This window comes from Pigmentiphaga litoralis (assembly GCF_048632615.1).
In the GTDB taxonomy this organism is placed as follows: Bacteria; Pseudomonadota; Gammaproteobacteria; order Burkholderiales; family Burkholderiaceae_B; genus Pigmentiphaga; species Pigmentiphaga litoralis_B.
Window position 1 is genome coordinate 1012670 of the sequence record NZ_CP184479.1, and the last position, 15648, is coordinate 1028317.

The 15648-nt window shown below is 64.5% G+C and carries 12 protein-coding genes and 1 pseudogene; 4 read left to right on the forward strand and 9 right to left on the reverse strand.

All coding sequences use genetic code 11. The annotated features are described in order from the left end of the window. Positions 1–63: 63 nt before the first annotated feature. Positions 64–1104: a phosphate ABC transporter substrate-binding protein PstS gene (pstS, locus tag ACNANG_RS04660; protein ID WP_420226192.1), complete on the reverse strand. Its 1041-nt coding sequence runs from the start codon at positions 1102–1104 to the stop codon at positions 64–66. A gap of 128 nt (positions 1105–1232) precedes the next feature. Then, complete coding sequence (gene ppk1, locus ACNANG_RS04665) at positions 1233–3326, reverse strand: polyphosphate kinase 1 (RefSeq protein WP_420226193.1); 2094 nt, start codon at positions 3324–3326, stop codon at positions 1233–1235. Between the two features lie 169 nt (positions 3327–3495). Between ppk1 and ppx the strand changes: the two genes are divergently transcribed. Then, complete coding sequence (ppx, locus tag ACNANG_RS04670) at positions 3496–4986, forward strand: exopolyphosphatase (protein WP_420226194.1); 1491 nt, start codon at positions 3496–3498, stop codon at positions 4984–4986. A gap of 131 nt (positions 4987–5117) precedes the next feature. On the opposite strand, the gene ACNANG_RS04675 is transcribed toward ppx, so the two are convergent. The 6 genes and pseudogenes from ACNANG_RS04675 to ACNANG_RS04700 all read right to left on the reverse strand — a co-directional run bounded on the left by ACNANG_RS04675 (position 5118) and on the right by ACNANG_RS04700 (position 11719). Next, positions 5118–5963 (reverse strand): GNAT family N-acetyltransferase, encoded by an 846-nt coding sequence (locus ACNANG_RS04675; RefSeq protein ID WP_420226195.1) that lies wholly within the window; start codon positions 5961–5963, stop codon positions 5118–5120. 122 nt (positions 5964–6085) lie between these two features. Continuing rightward, a complete protein-coding gene (locus ACNANG_RS04680; RefSeq protein WP_420226196.1) occupies positions 6086–6538 on the reverse strand; it encodes a SixA phosphatase family protein in 453 nt (150 codons plus the stop codon). A gap of 128 nt (positions 6539–6666) precedes the next feature. Next, a complete protein-coding gene (glmM, locus tag ACNANG_RS04685) occupies positions 6667–8007 on the reverse strand; it encodes a phosphoglucosamine mutase (RefSeq protein WP_420226197.1) in 1341 nt (446 codons plus the stop codon). A gap of 61 nt (positions 8008–8068) precedes the next feature. Then, entirely contained in the window at positions 8069–8926 is an 858-nt protein-coding gene (gene folP, locus ACNANG_RS04690; RefSeq protein ID WP_420226198.1) for a dihydropteroate synthase, read from the reverse strand. A 180-nt stretch (positions 8927–9106) separates the two neighbouring features. Then, positions 9107–10986 (reverse strand): annotated as a pseudogene (gene ftsH / locus ACNANG_RS04695) (ATP-dependent zinc metalloprotease FtsH). A 76-nt stretch (positions 10987–11062) separates the two neighbouring features. Then, entirely contained in the window at positions 11063–11719 is a 657-nt protein-coding gene (locus ACNANG_RS04700) for an RlmE family RNA methyltransferase (RefSeq protein WP_179590409.1), read from the reverse strand. 136 nt (positions 11720–11855) lie between these two features. Here ACNANG_RS04700 and ACNANG_RS04705 point away from each other — a divergent pair, with 136 nt between their 5' ends. After that, positions 11856–12563: a YhbY family RNA-binding protein gene (locus ACNANG_RS04705; RefSeq protein ID WP_420226199.1), complete on the forward strand. Its 708-nt coding sequence runs from the start codon at positions 11856–11858 to the stop codon at positions 12561–12563. 146 nt (positions 12564–12709) lie between these two features. On the opposite strand, the gene greA is transcribed toward ACNANG_RS04705, so the two are convergent. Beyond that, positions 12710–13186 (reverse strand): transcription elongation factor GreA, encoded by a 477-nt coding sequence (gene greA, locus ACNANG_RS04710; RefSeq protein WP_420226200.1) that lies wholly within the window; start codon positions 13184–13186, stop codon positions 12710–12712. A 563-nt stretch (positions 13187–13749) separates the two neighbouring features. On the opposite strand from greA, the gene ACNANG_RS04715 reads away from it, so the two are divergent. Beyond that, complete coding sequence (locus ACNANG_RS04715) at positions 13750–14499, forward strand: alpha/beta hydrolase (protein WP_420226201.1); 750 nt, start codon at positions 13750–13752, stop codon at positions 14497–14499. 237 nt (positions 14500–14736) lie between these two features. Further along, positions 14737–15519, forward strand: a complete 783-nt coding sequence (locus tag ACNANG_RS04720) for a competence protein CoiA (protein WP_420226202.1) — start codon at positions 14737–14739, stop codon at positions 15517–15519. Positions 15520–15648 lie beyond the last annotated feature (129 nt).

Sequence of the window (15648 nt, forward strand, 5' to 3'; positions counted from 1 at the left end):
ACATGACTCGGGAGCACGCCCCTGGCGCAGGACAGTGCTCCCGATCATGACGACATCCAGGATTTAGTAGACGGCCTTGCCGCTCGCGTCCTTGATGTCCGACTTCCACAGACCGCGGATCTGGGTGGTCACCGCGTCAGGCAGCGCCACGTAATCCATGTCCGACGCCGACTTCTTGCCGTTCTTGAACGCCCAGTCGAAGAACTTCAGGACTTCGGCCGCCTGCGCGGGCTTGTCCTGGGTCTTGTGGACCAGGATGAAGGTTGCGCTGGTGATCGGCCAGGCCTTGGCGCCGGGTTCGTTGTTCAGGATCACGCCCATGCCTGGCGCGCTCTTCCAGTCGGCGCCGGCGGCAGCGGCGGCAAACGCCTCTTCTTCCGGCTGGACGAACTTGCCGTCCTTGTTCTGCACCTGGCCATGCGACAGCTTGTTCTGCTTGGCGTAGGCGTATTCGACGTAGCCGATCGAACCGGCGAATTGCTTCACGTAGTTGGCGACGCCTTCGTTGCCCTTGCCGCCCTGGCCAGCAGGCCACTTCACGGCCTTGCCTTCACCCACGGTCGACTTCCAGTCGGCGGACACTTTCGACAGATAGTTGGTCCAGCCGAAGGTCGTGCCCGAGCCGTCCGAACGGTAGACGACGATGATGTCGGTCGACGGCAGCGTCACGCCGGGGTTCAGCTGGGCAATGGCCGGATCATTCCACTTCTTGACCTTGCCCAGGTAGATGTTCGCCAGCAGGTCGCCGGTGAACTTGAGCTGGCCCGGGGTGATGCCTTGCAGGTTGACCACGGGCACGATGCCGCCGATCACTGCGGGAAATTGCAGCAGGCCGTTCTTGTCGAGGTCCGCACCGCTCATCGGATCATCCGACGCGCCGAAGTCGACCGTCTTGGCGATGATCTGCTTCTGGCCGCCGCCCGAACCGATCGACTGATAGTTAACCGTGTTGCCCGTGGCAGCCTTGTAGTCGGACGCCCACTTGGCGTAGATGGGGTACGGGAACGATGCGCCAGCTCCGGTGATGTCGGCTGCATGGACGGCAACAGAGGCCAGACCGAAAGCGACAGCGACCGAAACTTGCTTGAAAACGTGCTTGAACATTGCAGGACCCTCTGCGTTGGGTGGGGGAAAGACAGCGTACTCATGCAGAATACCCAGGCAATATGACATGACCGTGACAGTCATGAACGGCGTAGGCGAAAACCCGGCATCGCCCCGCGCCTGTTGCCTTATTCGGACGTGGAGACGTCGCCGCCAAGCTGGGCCATCAGATGGGTATGCAGGTTCAAGGGCTTGCGGCGGCTCTTGATCCGGGCGTAGTTGCCGTCCGGCTGCTGGATCCATGCCAGTTGAGTATCCCGCAATGCGAAATTGAACGCCTCGTCCACCACGCGTTTCTTCAGCGCGGGATCGAATACCGGAAACGCCACTTCCACCCGCCGGAAGAAGTTGCGATCCATCCAGTCCGCTGACGCAAGGTACACCGCTTCCTGCCCGTCGTTCAGGAAATAGAAGACCCGGGAATGTTCCAGGAACCGGCCCACCAGCGAACGGACCGTAATGTTGTCGGACAAACCTCGCACCCCGGCCCGCAGGGTGCACACGCCCCGCACCACCAGATCGACCTGCACACCGGCCTGGCTGGCCTTGTACAGTTCTTCGATGATCGTGGGTTCGAGCAGCGAATTCATTTTGGCCATTACCCTGGCCTTCTTGCCGGCCTTGGCATGCCGCACCTCGCGCCGGATCATCGACACCATGGTTTCATGGAGCGAGAACGGCGCCTGCAGCAGCGCCTTCAGCTTGCGCTGTTCGCCCAGGCCGGTCAGCTGCGCAAAGATCTGGTCCATGTCCTCGCAAATGCGGGGATCCGCCGTGAACATGCCAAAGTCGGTGTAAAGACGCGCCGTGCGCGGGTGGTAGTTGCCGGTGCCCAGGTGGCCATAACGGCGGATGCGGCCTTTTTCGTGCCGCAGCACCAGCGCCATCTTGGCGTGGGTCTTGTGGCCCACCACGCCGTACACCACATGCGCGCCGACCTCTTCCAGGCGCGACGCCCAGTTGATATTGGTCTGTTCGTCGAAACGAGCCATCAGCTCCACCACTACGGTGACTTCCTTGCCGGACTTGGCCGCGGCCAGCAGCAGGCGCATCAGCTCGGAATCCTCGCCCGTGCGGTAGATGGTCTGTTTGATGGCTACCACCGCCGGGTCGGCGGCGGCCGCTGTCAGGAAGTCGATGACGGGCTGGAAGGATTCGTAAGGGTGATGCAGCAGGCGATCCTTCTCGGCGATCGCGCGGAACATGGCGTCGGGCGTCAACGACCCTTCATCGAACGGAGGCGGCAAGGCAGCGCGGAATTCGGCGAACTTCAGGTCGGGGCGGTCCACCAGGTCGACCAGTTGCATCAGCCGCGACAGATTGACCGGGCCGTCCACGCGGTAGGCATCGCGCGGCTGCAAGGAGAATTCTTTCAGCAGGAACTGCTGCAGATCGGGCGGCGTGGAATCCGCCAGTTCCAGGCGCACGCCGTTGCCAAAATGGCGCTGCGTCAGTTCGCCTTGCAGGGCATGCCGCAAATTGGTGATTTCTTCGTCGTCGACGAACAGGTCGCTGTTGCGGGTCACGCGCCACTGGTAGCAGCCATTGACCTTCATGCCGGGGAACAGATCGCCCACGAAAGCCTGCATAAAGGACGTGAGCATGACGTAGCCATGCGGATGGCCGGACAGCTCGGGCGGCATCTGCGTCAGGCGCGGCAGCGCGCGCGGCGCCTGCACGATCGCGATCGCGGCATTGCGGCCAAAGGCATCGCGCCCGGTCAACTGCACCGCAAAGTTCAGGCTTTTGTTGAACACGCGGGGGAACGGATGAGCAGGGTCCAGTCCTATGGGTGTGAGCAGAGGCATCACGTCCATCTGGAAGACTTCGTGCGCCCACTCCCGCTGGGCCTCGGTCCAGGTGTGCGCCATGTGCAGCATGACGCCCTCGCCCTGCAGGCGAGGCAGGACCACCTGGTTCAGCAGCGCGTATTGCCGGTCGATCAGCGCGTGCGCGCTGGCCGACACCGTCTGAAACACTTCTTCGGGAGTGCGGCCATCCAGCCCCTTTACCCTTGGGTTCTGGCTAAGCTGCTCATTAAGCGCCGCCACCCGGATCTCAAAGAATTCGTCCAGGTTGGAACTGACGATACAGACGAAACGCAGGCGCTCGAGCAACGGCGTGCGTTCGTCTTCGGCCAGCGCCAGCACCCGCTCATTGAATTTGAGCAGGGCCAATTCACGGTTCAGGAAGAGTTCGTTGACGGGCAAACGTGATGCCATAGACGGTCCGAAGAAAGGCTGGCTGCGGGCACACCCCGAAGCAGCGGTCCATTTTGCGTCAAAATGATGACTAGCCTGTGACAAAGACATGATCCTGTCACAGCAAACCCTTAATCTTGCGCTCCCGCCCCTATCCCCCGGGAACGTCATCTTGCCGGTTACCCACCCTATGAATTCCATGCTCGCCGCCGTCGACCTCGGCTCCAACAGCTTCAGGCTCCTGATCGGACGTATCGCGCGCGAGGGCGACACCGCGCAGGTCTATCAGGTCGACCGGCTCAAAGAAACCGTGCGGCTGGCAGCGGGCCTGGGCCCCGACAAGACGCTAGGGCCCGAAGCGATCGACCGGGCGATCTCGGTATTGGAACGGTTTGGCGAGCGGCTGCGCAGCTTCCATCCGGACCGCGTGCGCGCGGTGGCGACCAACACGTTCCGGGTGGCCCGCAACGTGGCGGACTTCCTGCCCCGTGCCGAAGCCGCCCTGGGCTTTCCGATCGAAGTCATTGCCGGCCGGGAAGAAGCCCGTCTGATCTTTTCGGGCGTGGCGCATTCGCTGCCCCCGTCCGCCGACAAACGGCTGGTGGTGGACATTGGCGGCGGATCGACCGAATTCATCATCGGCAACGGCTTCGAGCCCGAGCTGATGGAATCGCTGTACATGGGCTGCGTCAGCTATAGCCGCGCCTACTTTCCCGACGGCGTCATCGACGCCCACGGCATGAAGCAGGCCGAACTGGCCGCTCGCCGCGAACTGGAAGTCATCGCCAAGCAGTACCGGCGCACGGGCTGGAAAGAGGCCTTTGGATCGTCGGGCACCGGCAAGGCGCTGGGCACCATCCTGGTCGAATCCGGTCTTTCGGACCAGGGCATTACGCGGCGCGGCCTGGACAAACTGAAGGAACGCCTGATCAAGGCGGGCACGGTGGAACGGGCGCAATTGCTGGGCGCCAAGGTGGACCGCTATTCGGTGCTGCCGGGCGGTCTCGCCATCATGAGCGCGGTGTTCGACGAATTGGGCATCGATTCGATGAATACCGCCGACGGCGCGCTGCGCCTGGGCGTGCTGTACGACTTGCTGGGCCGCGACGCCGAAACCGACAAGCGCGACGACACCGTGCGCCAGTTCGTGTTGCGCTACGAGATTGACGTGGCACAGGCCACGCGGGTCAAGACAGCGGCGCTGAACATGTTTGCCGGCCTCGTTCCGGCCAAGACGCCTGGCTTCGAAGAGCTGGAGCGGGCCCTGGGCTGGGCGGCGGACCTGCATGAACTGGGCCTGTCGATCGCCCACAACACGTATCACAAGCACACCGCCTATGTGCTTGAGAACGCCGATATGCCGGGCTTCTCGCGCCAGGACCAGCGCCAGCTGGCGCTGCTGACGCTGGGCCATCTGGGCAAGTTGGGCAAGCTGCAAGCCCTGGTCAGGACCGATGCGCAGTGGGTGGCGATCCTGTGCCTGCGGCTGGCCGCGGTGCTGTTCCGCCGCCGCGAAGACCTGGACAGCCTGCCGGTAACGGTGTCCTTGCGGGACCGGTCGATCACGGTCAAGGTCGATGCCGGCTGGCTCAAGGATCACCCCTTGACCGACTTTACCTTGCGGGCCGAAGAATCAGAATGGAGCAAGGTAGGCTTTACGTTCCAGCTGCTTGAGCTCTGAACGCAGGCTGCCGGTGGTGCGCCGCATGAAACGCAACCCCGCGCGGCGCCACTGGCGGCGCAGCTGACGGCGTAACGCCGCGCGCCGGCCGAACGGCGCCCTGGCCTGGGGCAAGACCCGCCGCCAGGTCGTCATGCAGGCACCCGGCCTGGGGGCGAAGTGGCAGTCGGCGGCGATGCCGCCGGGCCCAGATTGAAGTGACGACGGTAGCGATCGTCCATCGTATCCACCGACAGCAGCATCGGAAAATCCGCGGTGTTGAAGTCCGGATCCCAGGCCGGTTCGCCGCAGACCCTGGCGCCCAGTTTCAGGTAACCCTTGATCAGCGGCGGCACCCGTGTCGGCAGGTCGGCGTCCAGCCGTTCCATGGGCAGCCGATGCAGGGGCGCGACCTGCAGGGGTCCCGGCATGGCCAGCTGGCCGGCTACCGCCCGATACACCCCCGCCGCCGTGGCGCCGTCATCCCGCAGGCTGACGCTGGCGCAGCCCAGCACATACCGGTAATTGGCGCGGCGCAGGAATTCGGCCAGGCCCGACCACAACAGCATGATGACGGCGCCGCTGCGGTAATCGCGGTGGGTACACGACCGTCCGAATTCGACCAGCTCGGACCGGATGGACGACAGGCCCGTCAGGTCGAATTCCGATTCGGAGTAGTAGCTGCCCGCCTGGCGCGCCTGCTTGGGACCCAGGATGCGGTACGTGCCAACGACGCGGCCGGTCGTCAGTTCGCGCACGATCAGGTGTTCGCACCACGCGTCGTAGCGGTCTTCATCGACGCCATTCACGGCGTTCGGGAAGATGGCGCCCATGTCTTCGGTAAAGACCTCATAACGCAGGCGCTGCGCGGCCTCGACCTCGCTCCACGACCGCGCCAGGCCCACGGCAAGACCGGTGGCCTGGGCAGGTTCCGCAAAACACTGATGGGCGACATCCGGAATCGGACGGCGGGCTTCGATGCGGCTGAACTCGAGCATGTACGCACTCCCCTTGGGCTAGTTGAGCTAGTGTCGGGGGTTTGCGTTGCAGTTCCTTGACCGGGATGTGACGTGGCCATGAAAACGCCACGGCCCGTCATGGCCCGCCCGTGGCGAGGCGTTTACAGCAGTTCGGGATTCACCACGGCGCGCACGACCACCTGGAAGTCTTCGTCGCGCTGACGGCGGGCCAGCCACCAGATGCCGCCCTTCTTGAGGGTCCAGGGCAGGTCTTCGCCCGCCAGCAGCGTGCTGGCCACGCGGCCCAGCGTGGGTTGGTGTCCGACGACCAGGACCGACGTCGAGGCGAACGGCCAGCCCGACGCCGCCAGCACGTTGGCGGGCTCGGCATCGGGGGCCAGGTCCGGCACGACGGTGTAGTCGAGCTTGAGCGCGTCCGCCGTCTGCCGGGTGCGCACTGCCGGGCTGACCAGCACCTGGAGGTCGGCGGGTGCGTGCTGGCGCAGCCACGCTGCTCCCAGCTCCGCCTGCTTGCGGCCGCGTTTGGTCAAAGCGCGCTGCATGTCGTCGTGGCCATCCTCGGCCTCGGCATGGCGCCACAGGAGCAAGTTCATGGAATCCGTTTCGATCAAGGACAAAGGGTCCCTATTCTGCGACGGTTGAATGACCGGACTTTGACAGTCGGGACCGCCCGAAGGGATGACCTGCTTGCCGTCGGTAGAGGGTACGCCTTCCTTCCGGCTCACTTGAGGCTGCCCTCGAGCAGCGCCAGGCAGTCGTCGACCAGCGTCTCGTCTTCGGCCTCGACCATCAGGCGAAGCTTGGGCTCGGTGCCCGATGCGCGGATCAGCACCCTGCCCCGGCCGGCCACCCGGGCCTCGGCTTCGCGAGTCGCCGCGGTCAGGCCGGCGTGCGATGCCCAATCCACTCCCTCGGCCAATGGCACATTCACCAGCTTTTGCGGGAACAGGCGCAGCGGCTCCAGCAGCTGGGACAGCGACTTGCCGGCGCGCTGCATGGCGGCCAGCACCTGCAGCGCGGCGACGATGCCGTCGCCCGTGGTGTGGCGGTCCAGGCAGATGACATGGCCCGACGCTTCGCCGCCATACAGCCAGCCGCGTTCCTGCATCAGTTCCATGACGTAGCGGTCGCCCACGGCGGCGCGGGCAAAGCCCACATTCAGCGCCGCCATCTGCTTTTCGAAGGCGTAGTTGGTCATGAGCGTGCCGACGACCCCGGCCACCGGACCGGCCGACAGCCGCTCGCGCACGATCACGTACAGCAGTTCGTCGCCATTGAAGGAACGCCCTTCGGCATCGACCATCTGCAGCCGGTCCGCATCGCCATCCAGCGCAATGCCCAGGTCGGCTTTGTGGGCCTTGACCTCGCGCACCAGGGCCTCGACGTGGGTCGCGCCCACGCCCGCATTGATATTCATGCCATCGGGCTTGCATCCCACCGCAATCACGGTGGCGCCCAGTTCTTCGAACACGCTGGGCGCGATCTGGTAGGCCGCCCCATGCGCGCCGTCCACCACGATCCGCAGCCCGTTCAGGCTCAGGTCGGACGGAAAGCTGCCCTTGCAGAATTCGATGTAGCGGCCGTTGGCGTCCGACAGACGGCGGGCCTTGCCCAGGGTTTCGGAAGGCTCGCAGCCCACCGGCTGCTCCAGCGCTTCTTCGATCCGCAGTTCCACGTCATCGGCCAGCTTCATGCCGCGGTCCGAAAAGAACTTGATGCCGTTGTCGTAATACGGATTGTGCGAGGCACTGATGACGATGCCCGCCGACAGGCGCAGTGCGCGCGTCAGGTAGGCGACCGCGGGCGTGGGCATCGGCCCCGCCAGCATGACATCGACGCCCGCCGCCGACAGGCCGGCTTCCAGCGCCGATTCCAGCATGTACCCCGAGATGCGGGTGTCCTTGCCGATCAGGACTTCGGGCCGTTTGCCGTTGACCCCGCGCTGGGCCAGTACCCGGCCGGCGGCGTAACCCAGCCGAAGTGCGAACTCGGCGTTGATGACCGGACCGCCGACTTCCCCGCGGATGCCGTCGGTACCAAAATATTTGCGACTCGTCGCCATGTGCTGTCCTTATTCTTTGCAGCGTCTGCAACGTCTGTTCTGCGCGCGTTGCGGTCAGAACTCAGGGTGTGGCGACAGTTTCCACCGTATCCCAGATTTTTAGCGCATCCACCGTCGCGGCAACATCGTGCACACGTACGATTCGCGCCCCCCGCTGCACGGCTGACAGGGCCGCGGCCACGCTACCGGCCATTCGGTCCCCCACCGCCTTGCCGGTCACCGCGCCAATCATGCTTTTGCGTGAGACGCCAATCAACACGGGGTAGCCCAGCGCGGCGATGCGGTCCAGCTCGCGCAGCAGCCGATAGTTTTGCGGCACGGTCTTGCCGAAGCCGAACCCAGGATCCAGGCTGATCCGGCCCGGGGCGACCCCGGCGGCCTCCAGCCGCGCGACCTGGACTTGCAGGAAACGCAGCACGTCCTCGACCACGTCATCGTACTCGGGCGCGGTCTGCATCGTGCGCGGCTCGCCCTGCATGTGCATGGCGCACAGGCCGCAGTTGCTGCCGGCCACGGCTTCCAGCGCGCCGGGCTGCCGGAAGCCCCAGATGTCATTGATCATGTCGGCGCCCGCATCCAGGGCCGCCCGCATCACGGCCGGCTTAGCGGTGTCGATGGACAGCGGCACGCCGCAATCCCGCAGCGCGTGAATCACCGGAAGCACGCGGGCCAGTTCGTCGGCTTCGGATACTTCCGCCGCGCCGGGGCGTGTGGATTCGCCCCCGAGGTCCAGCAGGTCTGCCCCTTCCGCCAGCAGCTGCCGCGCGTGGGCCACGCCCGCGTCAACGGTATGGTGCTTGCCGCCGTCCGAAAACGAGTCGGGCGTCAGGTTGACGATACCCATCACGCGCGGGCGCGACAGGTCCAGAAGGTAGCGCCCACAGCGCAAGGCAGTGGATCGGGCGGAAAGGTCGGTCATTCAGTCAATCGGAGAAGGCGGGACAGAGAACGGGTTGAGGACGACGCCATGCCCTGAAATGACTGCGGCCTATTGCAGAAGATCCGCAATAGGCCGCAGTAGGACATGCTGGTTGCCCCGGCATCGGTCCGAGGCGTCCCTAGCGGGTTGTATCGGATCGATGCGCGGAGCGGAACACCATCAGGCCGGCGCGTGCGCGTTGGGAGTGACCCCGGGCGTGGTGGGCGGCGTGGGGGTGTTGTTCGACTCGGGCACCTTCGGCGGACGCGGGGACGGCCGTCGATGATGTCATTGATCTGGTCGATGTCGATGGTTTCCCACTCGAGCAGCGCCTTGGTCATGACTTCCACCTTGTCGCGGTTGTCTTCCAGGATCTTGCGTGCGACGGCGTACTGTTCGTCGATGATCCGGCGGATCTCGTTGTCGACCTTCTGCATGGTCGATTCCGACATCTGCGTCGTCTTGGTGATGCTGCGACCCAGGAACACTTCACCTTCGTTTTCGGCGTACACCATGGTGCCGAGCGTGTCGGTCATGCCGTAGCGCGTCACCATGTCACGGGCGATCGCCGTGGCGCGTTCGAAGTCGTTGGATGCGCCCGTGGTCATCTGGTGCATGAAGACTTCTTCGGCGATCCGGCCGCCGAACAACACCGAAATGGTGTTCAGCATGCGTTCCTTGTCCATGCTGTACCGGTCGATCTCCGGCAACTGCATCGTCACGCCCAGGGCACGGCCACGTGGAATGATCGTGACCTTGTGCACGGGGTCGGTCTTGGGCAGCATGCGGGCAACGATGGCATGGCCCGACTCGTGATAGGCCGTATTGCGGCGTTCTTCTTCGGGCATGACCAGCGAGCGGCGTTCCGCGCCCATGATGATCTTGTCTTTCGCCTTTTCGAAGTCCGACATTTCGACCGTGCGGCCGTTGCGGCGGGCGGCGAACAGCGCCGCTTCGTTCACCAGGTTGGCCAGGTCGGCGCCCGAAAAACCCGGGGTGCCGCGCGCCAGGACCGATGCGTCGACGTCGGTATTGACCGGCACCTTGCGCATATGGACCTTCAGGATCTGGTCGCGGCCACGGATATCGGGCAGCGGCACCACGACCTGACGATCGAAACGGCCCGGACGCAGCAACGCGGGGTCCAGCACGTCGGGACGGTTGGTCGCGGCGATCACGATGATGCCGGTGCTTGTCTCGAACCCGTCCATCTCGACCAGCATCTGGTTCAGGGTCTGTTCGCGTTCGTCGTTGCCGCCACCCAGGCCGGCGCCGCGCTGGCGGCCGACCGCATCGATTTCGTCGATGAAGATGATGCAAGGCGACTGTTTCTTGGCGTTTTCGAACATGTCGCGGACACGGGCCGCGCCGACACCCACGAACATTTCAACGAAGTCCGAACCGGAAATGCTGAAGAACGGGACCTTGGCTTCGCCGGCAATGGCGCGCGCCAGCAGCGTCTTGCCGGTACCCGGCGAGCCCACCATCAGCACGCCACGGGGAATGCGGCCACCCAGCTTCTGGAACTTGGTCGGGTCGCGCAGGAAGTCGACCAGTTCCTGCACGTCTTCCTTGGCTTCGTCACAGCCAGCCACGTCAGCGAACGTGACGGTATTGGTGTTCTCGTCCAGCATCCGCGCGCGCGACTTGCCGAAGTTGAACGCGCCGCCCCGGCCCCCGCCCTGCATCTGCCGCATGAAGAATATCCACACGCCGATCAGCAGCAGCATCGGGAACCAGGATACGAACAGGCTCATCAGCAGAGACGGTTCTTCCTTGGGCTTGCCGGACACCTGCACGCCATATTTCATCAGGTCGCCGACCAGCCACAGGTCGCCAGGCGACGTGATGGAGTACGGACGGCCGTCAGCCGGCGTGACATTCAGGATATCGCCCTGGACGTCCACCTTCTGGATACGGCCTGCCTTCGCCTCTTCCATGAACTGGGAGTACGACACCGTATCCTGCGGGCGAGCACGGCCTTCAAATTGCTTGAAGACCGTGAACAAAACAAACGCGATCACCATCCAGACCGCGACTTTGGAGAACATATTGTTCAAGGTCGATCTCCTACTCGTATTGCCGACCGGCCAACCGCCCGGAACATACCGGACGGCCGAAACTGATTGCCTGATTCTACTCTGCCCGCATCCGGTTGACCTTCAAGCCACGGCCAACCAGAAACGTTTCGGAGGAGTTCGACCGCGAAGCTTTCGGCTTGCGTTCGACCACCCGATGAAAAGTATCCTTGAAGCTCTTCACGATCTGGGAAAACCCGCTGCCGTGAAAGGCCTTTACCACCAACGCGCCGTCGGGTTTCAGATGGGCAATCGCGAACTCGCGGGCAAGATCGCACACATGTTCCATCCGGGCGGCATCCGCCACGCCTACTCCCGAGAGGTTGGGGGCCATATCTGAAATTACAAGGTCCACCACCTGATTACCCAGCAACATTTCGAGTTGTTGCATAACGGCATCTTCGCGGAAGTCCCCCTGCAGAAATTCCACATCGGCGATAGGCTCCATAGGCAGGATGTCCAGCGCCAGGATGCGTCCACGCAACACGCCCTGCGGTCCCACCAGCCGTTCGCGCGCGACCTGCGACCAGCTGCCGGGCGCCGCGCCCAGGTCGACCACGACGTCGCCGGGCCGCATCAGCTTTTCGGTATCCAGGATTTCGGTCAGCTTGAAGGCCGCCCGCGCGCGGTATCCCTTCTGCTGGGCCTGTTTCACATAGGGATCATTGATGTGCTGGTGCAGCCAGGCGGTTGAAAACTTGTTCTTTTTTGCCATCTTTCTTTATACCGGCGCGACGCCTTGCTGGCGCCTGCCGTGCTCTAAGCCACTGATTTGGCGAAATCGCCCACCCGCAAGCATACTGCGGACAAAGAATCCTGCGGTCTGACGCGCCGTCCCGTACAATCGCGGCATGCCCGTCCTTGACATTACTTCCCAAACACGCAGCGCCCTGCGCGCCGCCGCCCATCCCCTCAAACCCGTCGTCCTGCTGGGCGACAAGGGTCTGTCGGCATCGGTATTGCAGGAAATCGACCGCAACCTGTCGGCCCATGGCCTGATCAAGGTGCGCGCCGGCGGTGAAGATCGCGCCGCCCGCGAAGACATCCTGCACCAGATCTGCGACCAGCTCGCCTGCGCCCCGGTGCATCACCTCGGCAAGATCCTGATTCTGTATCGCCCGACCGAATCCGATCCGGAAGGCAAGGCCTTCCTGGACAAGAAAAGCGGGTTCGACGTGTCGACCCTGGGTCTGAACACGCACCGCAAGGCCAGCGAGCCCCACGTGCCGAAGCGGCAGGCGCAGGTCGGCAAGCCCGCGCCCGAGCGCAAACGCACCGACAAGGTCGAACGCACGACCGGTCCGATCACCGCCCGCGAACGCTACCTGGGCGCGACCGAGAAAAAGACCCGCCCAACGTTGCACGACGAAGCCGGTTCGGCCCGTGGCGCCGCGCGCAAAAGCGCAGCACGCCGCACCACCGGCGGTCTGACCTCCACGCTGGGCGCCGCCCGCAAGAAGGCCACGTCGTTCACCAAGCCCGGTTCGGCCCGCAGCGCGCTGTCACTTCGCGCCGGCGCCCGCAGCGGCGCACCCCGCAAGACCCGCGGCGACAAGTAAGCGCGCCGCGACCGCCCTCCCCCACACGGCATCCCGTGGCGCGGGGCGGGGCGGACTTCCATCCCTGATCCGGTCTTTGTTGCGACCCTTGCCCCGCCAGGGCAGGCCGGCGTTCGCGCCCGCCCGCGATCCCTGGGGCAAACGCGTCAGATGTAGCGGACGTTCAGGATCTCGTATTCGCGGATGCCCGACGGCGCCTGCACTTCGGCCACGTCGCCTTCCGACTTGCCGATCAGCGCACGGGCGATCGGGCTGGAAATGGAGATCAGGTTGACGCGGATGTCGGCCTCGTCGTCGCCCACCACCTGGTAGGTCACCTTTTCGTTCGACTCGAGGTCTTCCAGGTCGACCGTCGCGCCAAACACGATGCGGCCTTCGGCATCGACTTCGGTCGGGTCGATCAGTTGTGCATTCGACAGCTTGCTTTCCAGTTCCTGGATGCGCCCTTCGATAAAGCCCTGCTTTTCTTTCGCGGCATCGTACTCGGCGTTTTCGGACAGATCGCCCTGGGCGCGCGCTTCGGCGATGGCGTTGATCACCGCGGGACGCTCCACCGTCTTCAGACGATGCAGTTCCTGCTTCAGGCGCTCGGCACCGCGCACGGTCAGCGGAATGGCAGCCATGTTCTACTTCCTTCACATTCTGGTGGATGTCCGCCGGCTGGGCGGGATCACGGGTCGGCAGGTAACTGCCTGACCCGTTCATCCCCGCCGGACCACGCACGGGCGGCCGGGCGGCGGACGGAAAAACAAAACCCCGGCTCGATCAGAACCGGGGCGATCAACAGCGATTGTCCTGAAACTTGGCGGATGACGCAAGCGTTCCGGGCAAGATTCCGGATTGTTCCGGATCCCCGGCGGGACCACAGGACACATCCCGCTCAGCCGTAGCGGCGGGATTCCTACCGGGGCGGGCGCCAAAGGCCGTCGGCGTGCGACACTTGCGGCCTGTCAATGCAAATGAGAATCATGCGCGCTATGTTGAAAGTGAGTGGGTTGAAAGTGGTTGGGGCCATTGCGGCCGTCATGCTGACCCTGGCCGCCTTGCCGGCGCTTCAAGCCCAGCCGCGGCCTGACCGGCCGATGGCAAGCCAGCCAGCGGACATTGCGGTGGCCATCGACGCGCATCGGGTCGACCGGTTCGTGTTGCCTTCCCCGTGGCGTGCCACGGGCTTTCGCATCCAGGTGTGGCAGCCACTGGCGCCCCCGCCGCCGGGGGCTATCCGGTGCTGTACCTGCTGGATGGCAATGCCGCGTTCGACAGTCTGCGGCAGGCGCGTGCACAGGTGGGCGCGGCGCGCGCGGCGCCGGTGGTTCTGGTCGGCGTGGGTTATGACGTCGATGACCGCTATGACGTACAGGCGCGGTCCATGGATTACACGCCGCCGTCGCCGGGCGCCGACACGCCTCGTGGAGTGCCGGGCAGCCCCACGGCGCCGGGGCGCGCGCAACCCGGCGGGGGCGCCGACCGGATGCTGGCCTGGATGGACGGTACGCTGCGGCCGCTGATCGCACAGCGGTATCCGGTGGCCAAGGACCGGCAAGGCATCTACGGCCATTCCTTTGGCGCGCTGCTGGTGCTGCATGCGCTGTTCACCGATCCGGGCAGGTACCAGACGTATGTGGCGGCCAGTCCGTCGACGTGGTGGAACGATCGCGCGATCGTGAAGGAGGCGCGTGCGTTCGCGGAGGGAGCGTCGGCGTCCGGCCGCCCTGCCCGCCTGTTCGTGCTGGCGGGCGGGAAGGAATTGGACGGTGTCATGGCGGAAGACAGTCCCGAGGCGATTGCACGGAGGGTGAATGCGTCTGGCAGCACTCGCGTCGACAAGCTGACTGCCGGAGTACAAGCGAGCTACGCGCACCAGCCCGGGAAAAGCCATGGCGAGATGCTGCCCATTGGCCTGGCGTATGCGATCCGGTGGATGGCGCTGGAATAGCGGGCGCGTCCCGGCAGCACGCTTGCTCGGTTGTCCGGTCGTGAGCATCAGCGTGGCGGAAAATGTCCTGGCGTCGGTTGACCGCGGTGCGTGCGATGCAAGAGACTTTCTGATCCTGAAAGGCGTGTCCACGTCACGCACAGGTCGTTGCCTGAAGTCTGCGCAAGCTGATGACAGGTTCCTTCATTACCCGACGCAGATCGCTGAAAGCTGATCACTTTGTTCTGGTGAAAGAGCATGAGTCTGACTGCGATCCGAAACGCCGACGGCACTAAGGTGGAAGCCCGGAATGTGCGGAAGGCAGGCGGACCGTACCATTGCCAGGGCTGCGGCGAGGTGCTGACGCTCAAGAAGGGGCGTGTGGTCGTCCACCACTTTGCGCATCGGCCGCCGGTCACTTGCGGCTGGGGCCTGGGCGAATCCGCCGAGCACTATGACGCCAAGATGGCCATTTTCGACGCGCTGTGCACCGACCCGGCGGTAAGCGACGTCCGGCTCGAAGCGCCGGTCGGGGACATTGCCGTGGCCGATGTGCTTGCCCTGATCCGCAGCCAATGGGTGGCGATTGAAGTGCAGAGAAGCGAGTTGACGGCGGCGCAGATCGCGCGGCGGACGGCGAACTACCATGCAATGGGCGTCAGTGTGCTGTGGGTAGCGCTGCCCTGTCCCGGATTGGCCCATGAACGCTACAGCCCCAGCGTGTGGGAAAAGTGGGTGCATTACGCCTATTTCGGCCGCATCTATTACTGGACCCACGGGCAGGTCGTCACGCCCTACCATATGGATGAGCATGCCTTGTATATGGAACCGCGCCGATGGTTCGACGTTGGGAACCTGAGATACGGTGGCGGGTATGAACGGCGTTCCAGGCGCTGGCGGACGCCGCTCAAAGGGGCGCCAGTCGTGATCGGTTCCCACTTTCAGGCGCGTCGATGTGCCGGCCGCAACACGAAAACGATGGCGGTGCCGGCGTGCACGCTCTACATCGATCGGCAGCCTGCCTGGTGGACGGCGGCGTAACCTCACCTACCCCCGAAACGTCTCTGCTCCCTCATCCTTTCTCCCCCAAAAACAAAGGCGCCTTGCGGCGCCTTTGTCGTTTTCCCCACAGACCTGCGGAAACTTCCCGCAGGCCGTCCTGCTTACGGC

Bases quoted from the DNA above. Each gene is read 5' to 3' on its own strand.
- folP (WP_420226198.1), bottom strand. From the start codon at position 8,926: ATGACCGACCTTTCCGCCCGATCCACTGCCTTGCGCTGTGGGCGCTAC.
- glmM (WP_420226197.1), bottom strand. From the start codon at position 8,007: ATGGCGACGAGTCGCAAATATTTTGGTACCGACGGCATCCGCGGGGAA.
- ACNANG_RS04720 (WP_420226202.1), top strand. From the start codon at position 14,737: ATGAGTCTGACTGCGATCCGAAACGCCGACGGCACTAAGGTGGAAGCC.
- ACNANG_RS04700 (WP_179590409.1), bottom strand. From the start codon at position 11,719: ATGGCAAAAAAGAACAAGTTTTCAACCGCCTGGCTGCACCAGCACATC.
- pstS (WP_420226192.1), bottom strand. From the start codon at position 1,104: ATGTTCAAGCACGTTTTCAAGCAAGTTTCGGTCGCTGTCGCTTTCGGT.
- ACNANG_RS04705 (WP_420226199.1), top strand. From the start codon at position 11,856: ATGCCCGTCCTTGACATTACTTCCCAAACACGCAGCGCCCTGCGCGCC.
- ppx (WP_420226194.1), top strand. From the start codon at position 3,496: ATGAATTCCATGCTCGCCGCCGTCGACCTCGGCTCCAACAGCTTCAGG.
- ACNANG_RS04680 (WP_420226196.1), bottom strand. From the start codon at position 6,538: ATGAACTTGCTCCTGTGGCGCCATGCCGAGGCCGAGGATGGCCACGAC.
- ppk1 (WP_420226193.1), bottom strand. From the start codon at position 3,326: ATGGCATCACGTTTGCCCGTCAACGAACTCTTCCTGAACCGTGAATTG.
- ACNANG_RS04675 (WP_420226195.1), bottom strand. From the start codon at position 5,963: ATGCTCGAGTTCAGCCGCATCGAAGCCCGCCGTCCGATTCCGGATGTC.
- greA (WP_420226200.1), bottom strand. From the start codon at position 13,186: ATGGCTGCCATTCCGCTGACCGTGCGCGGTGCCGAGCGCCTGAAGCAG.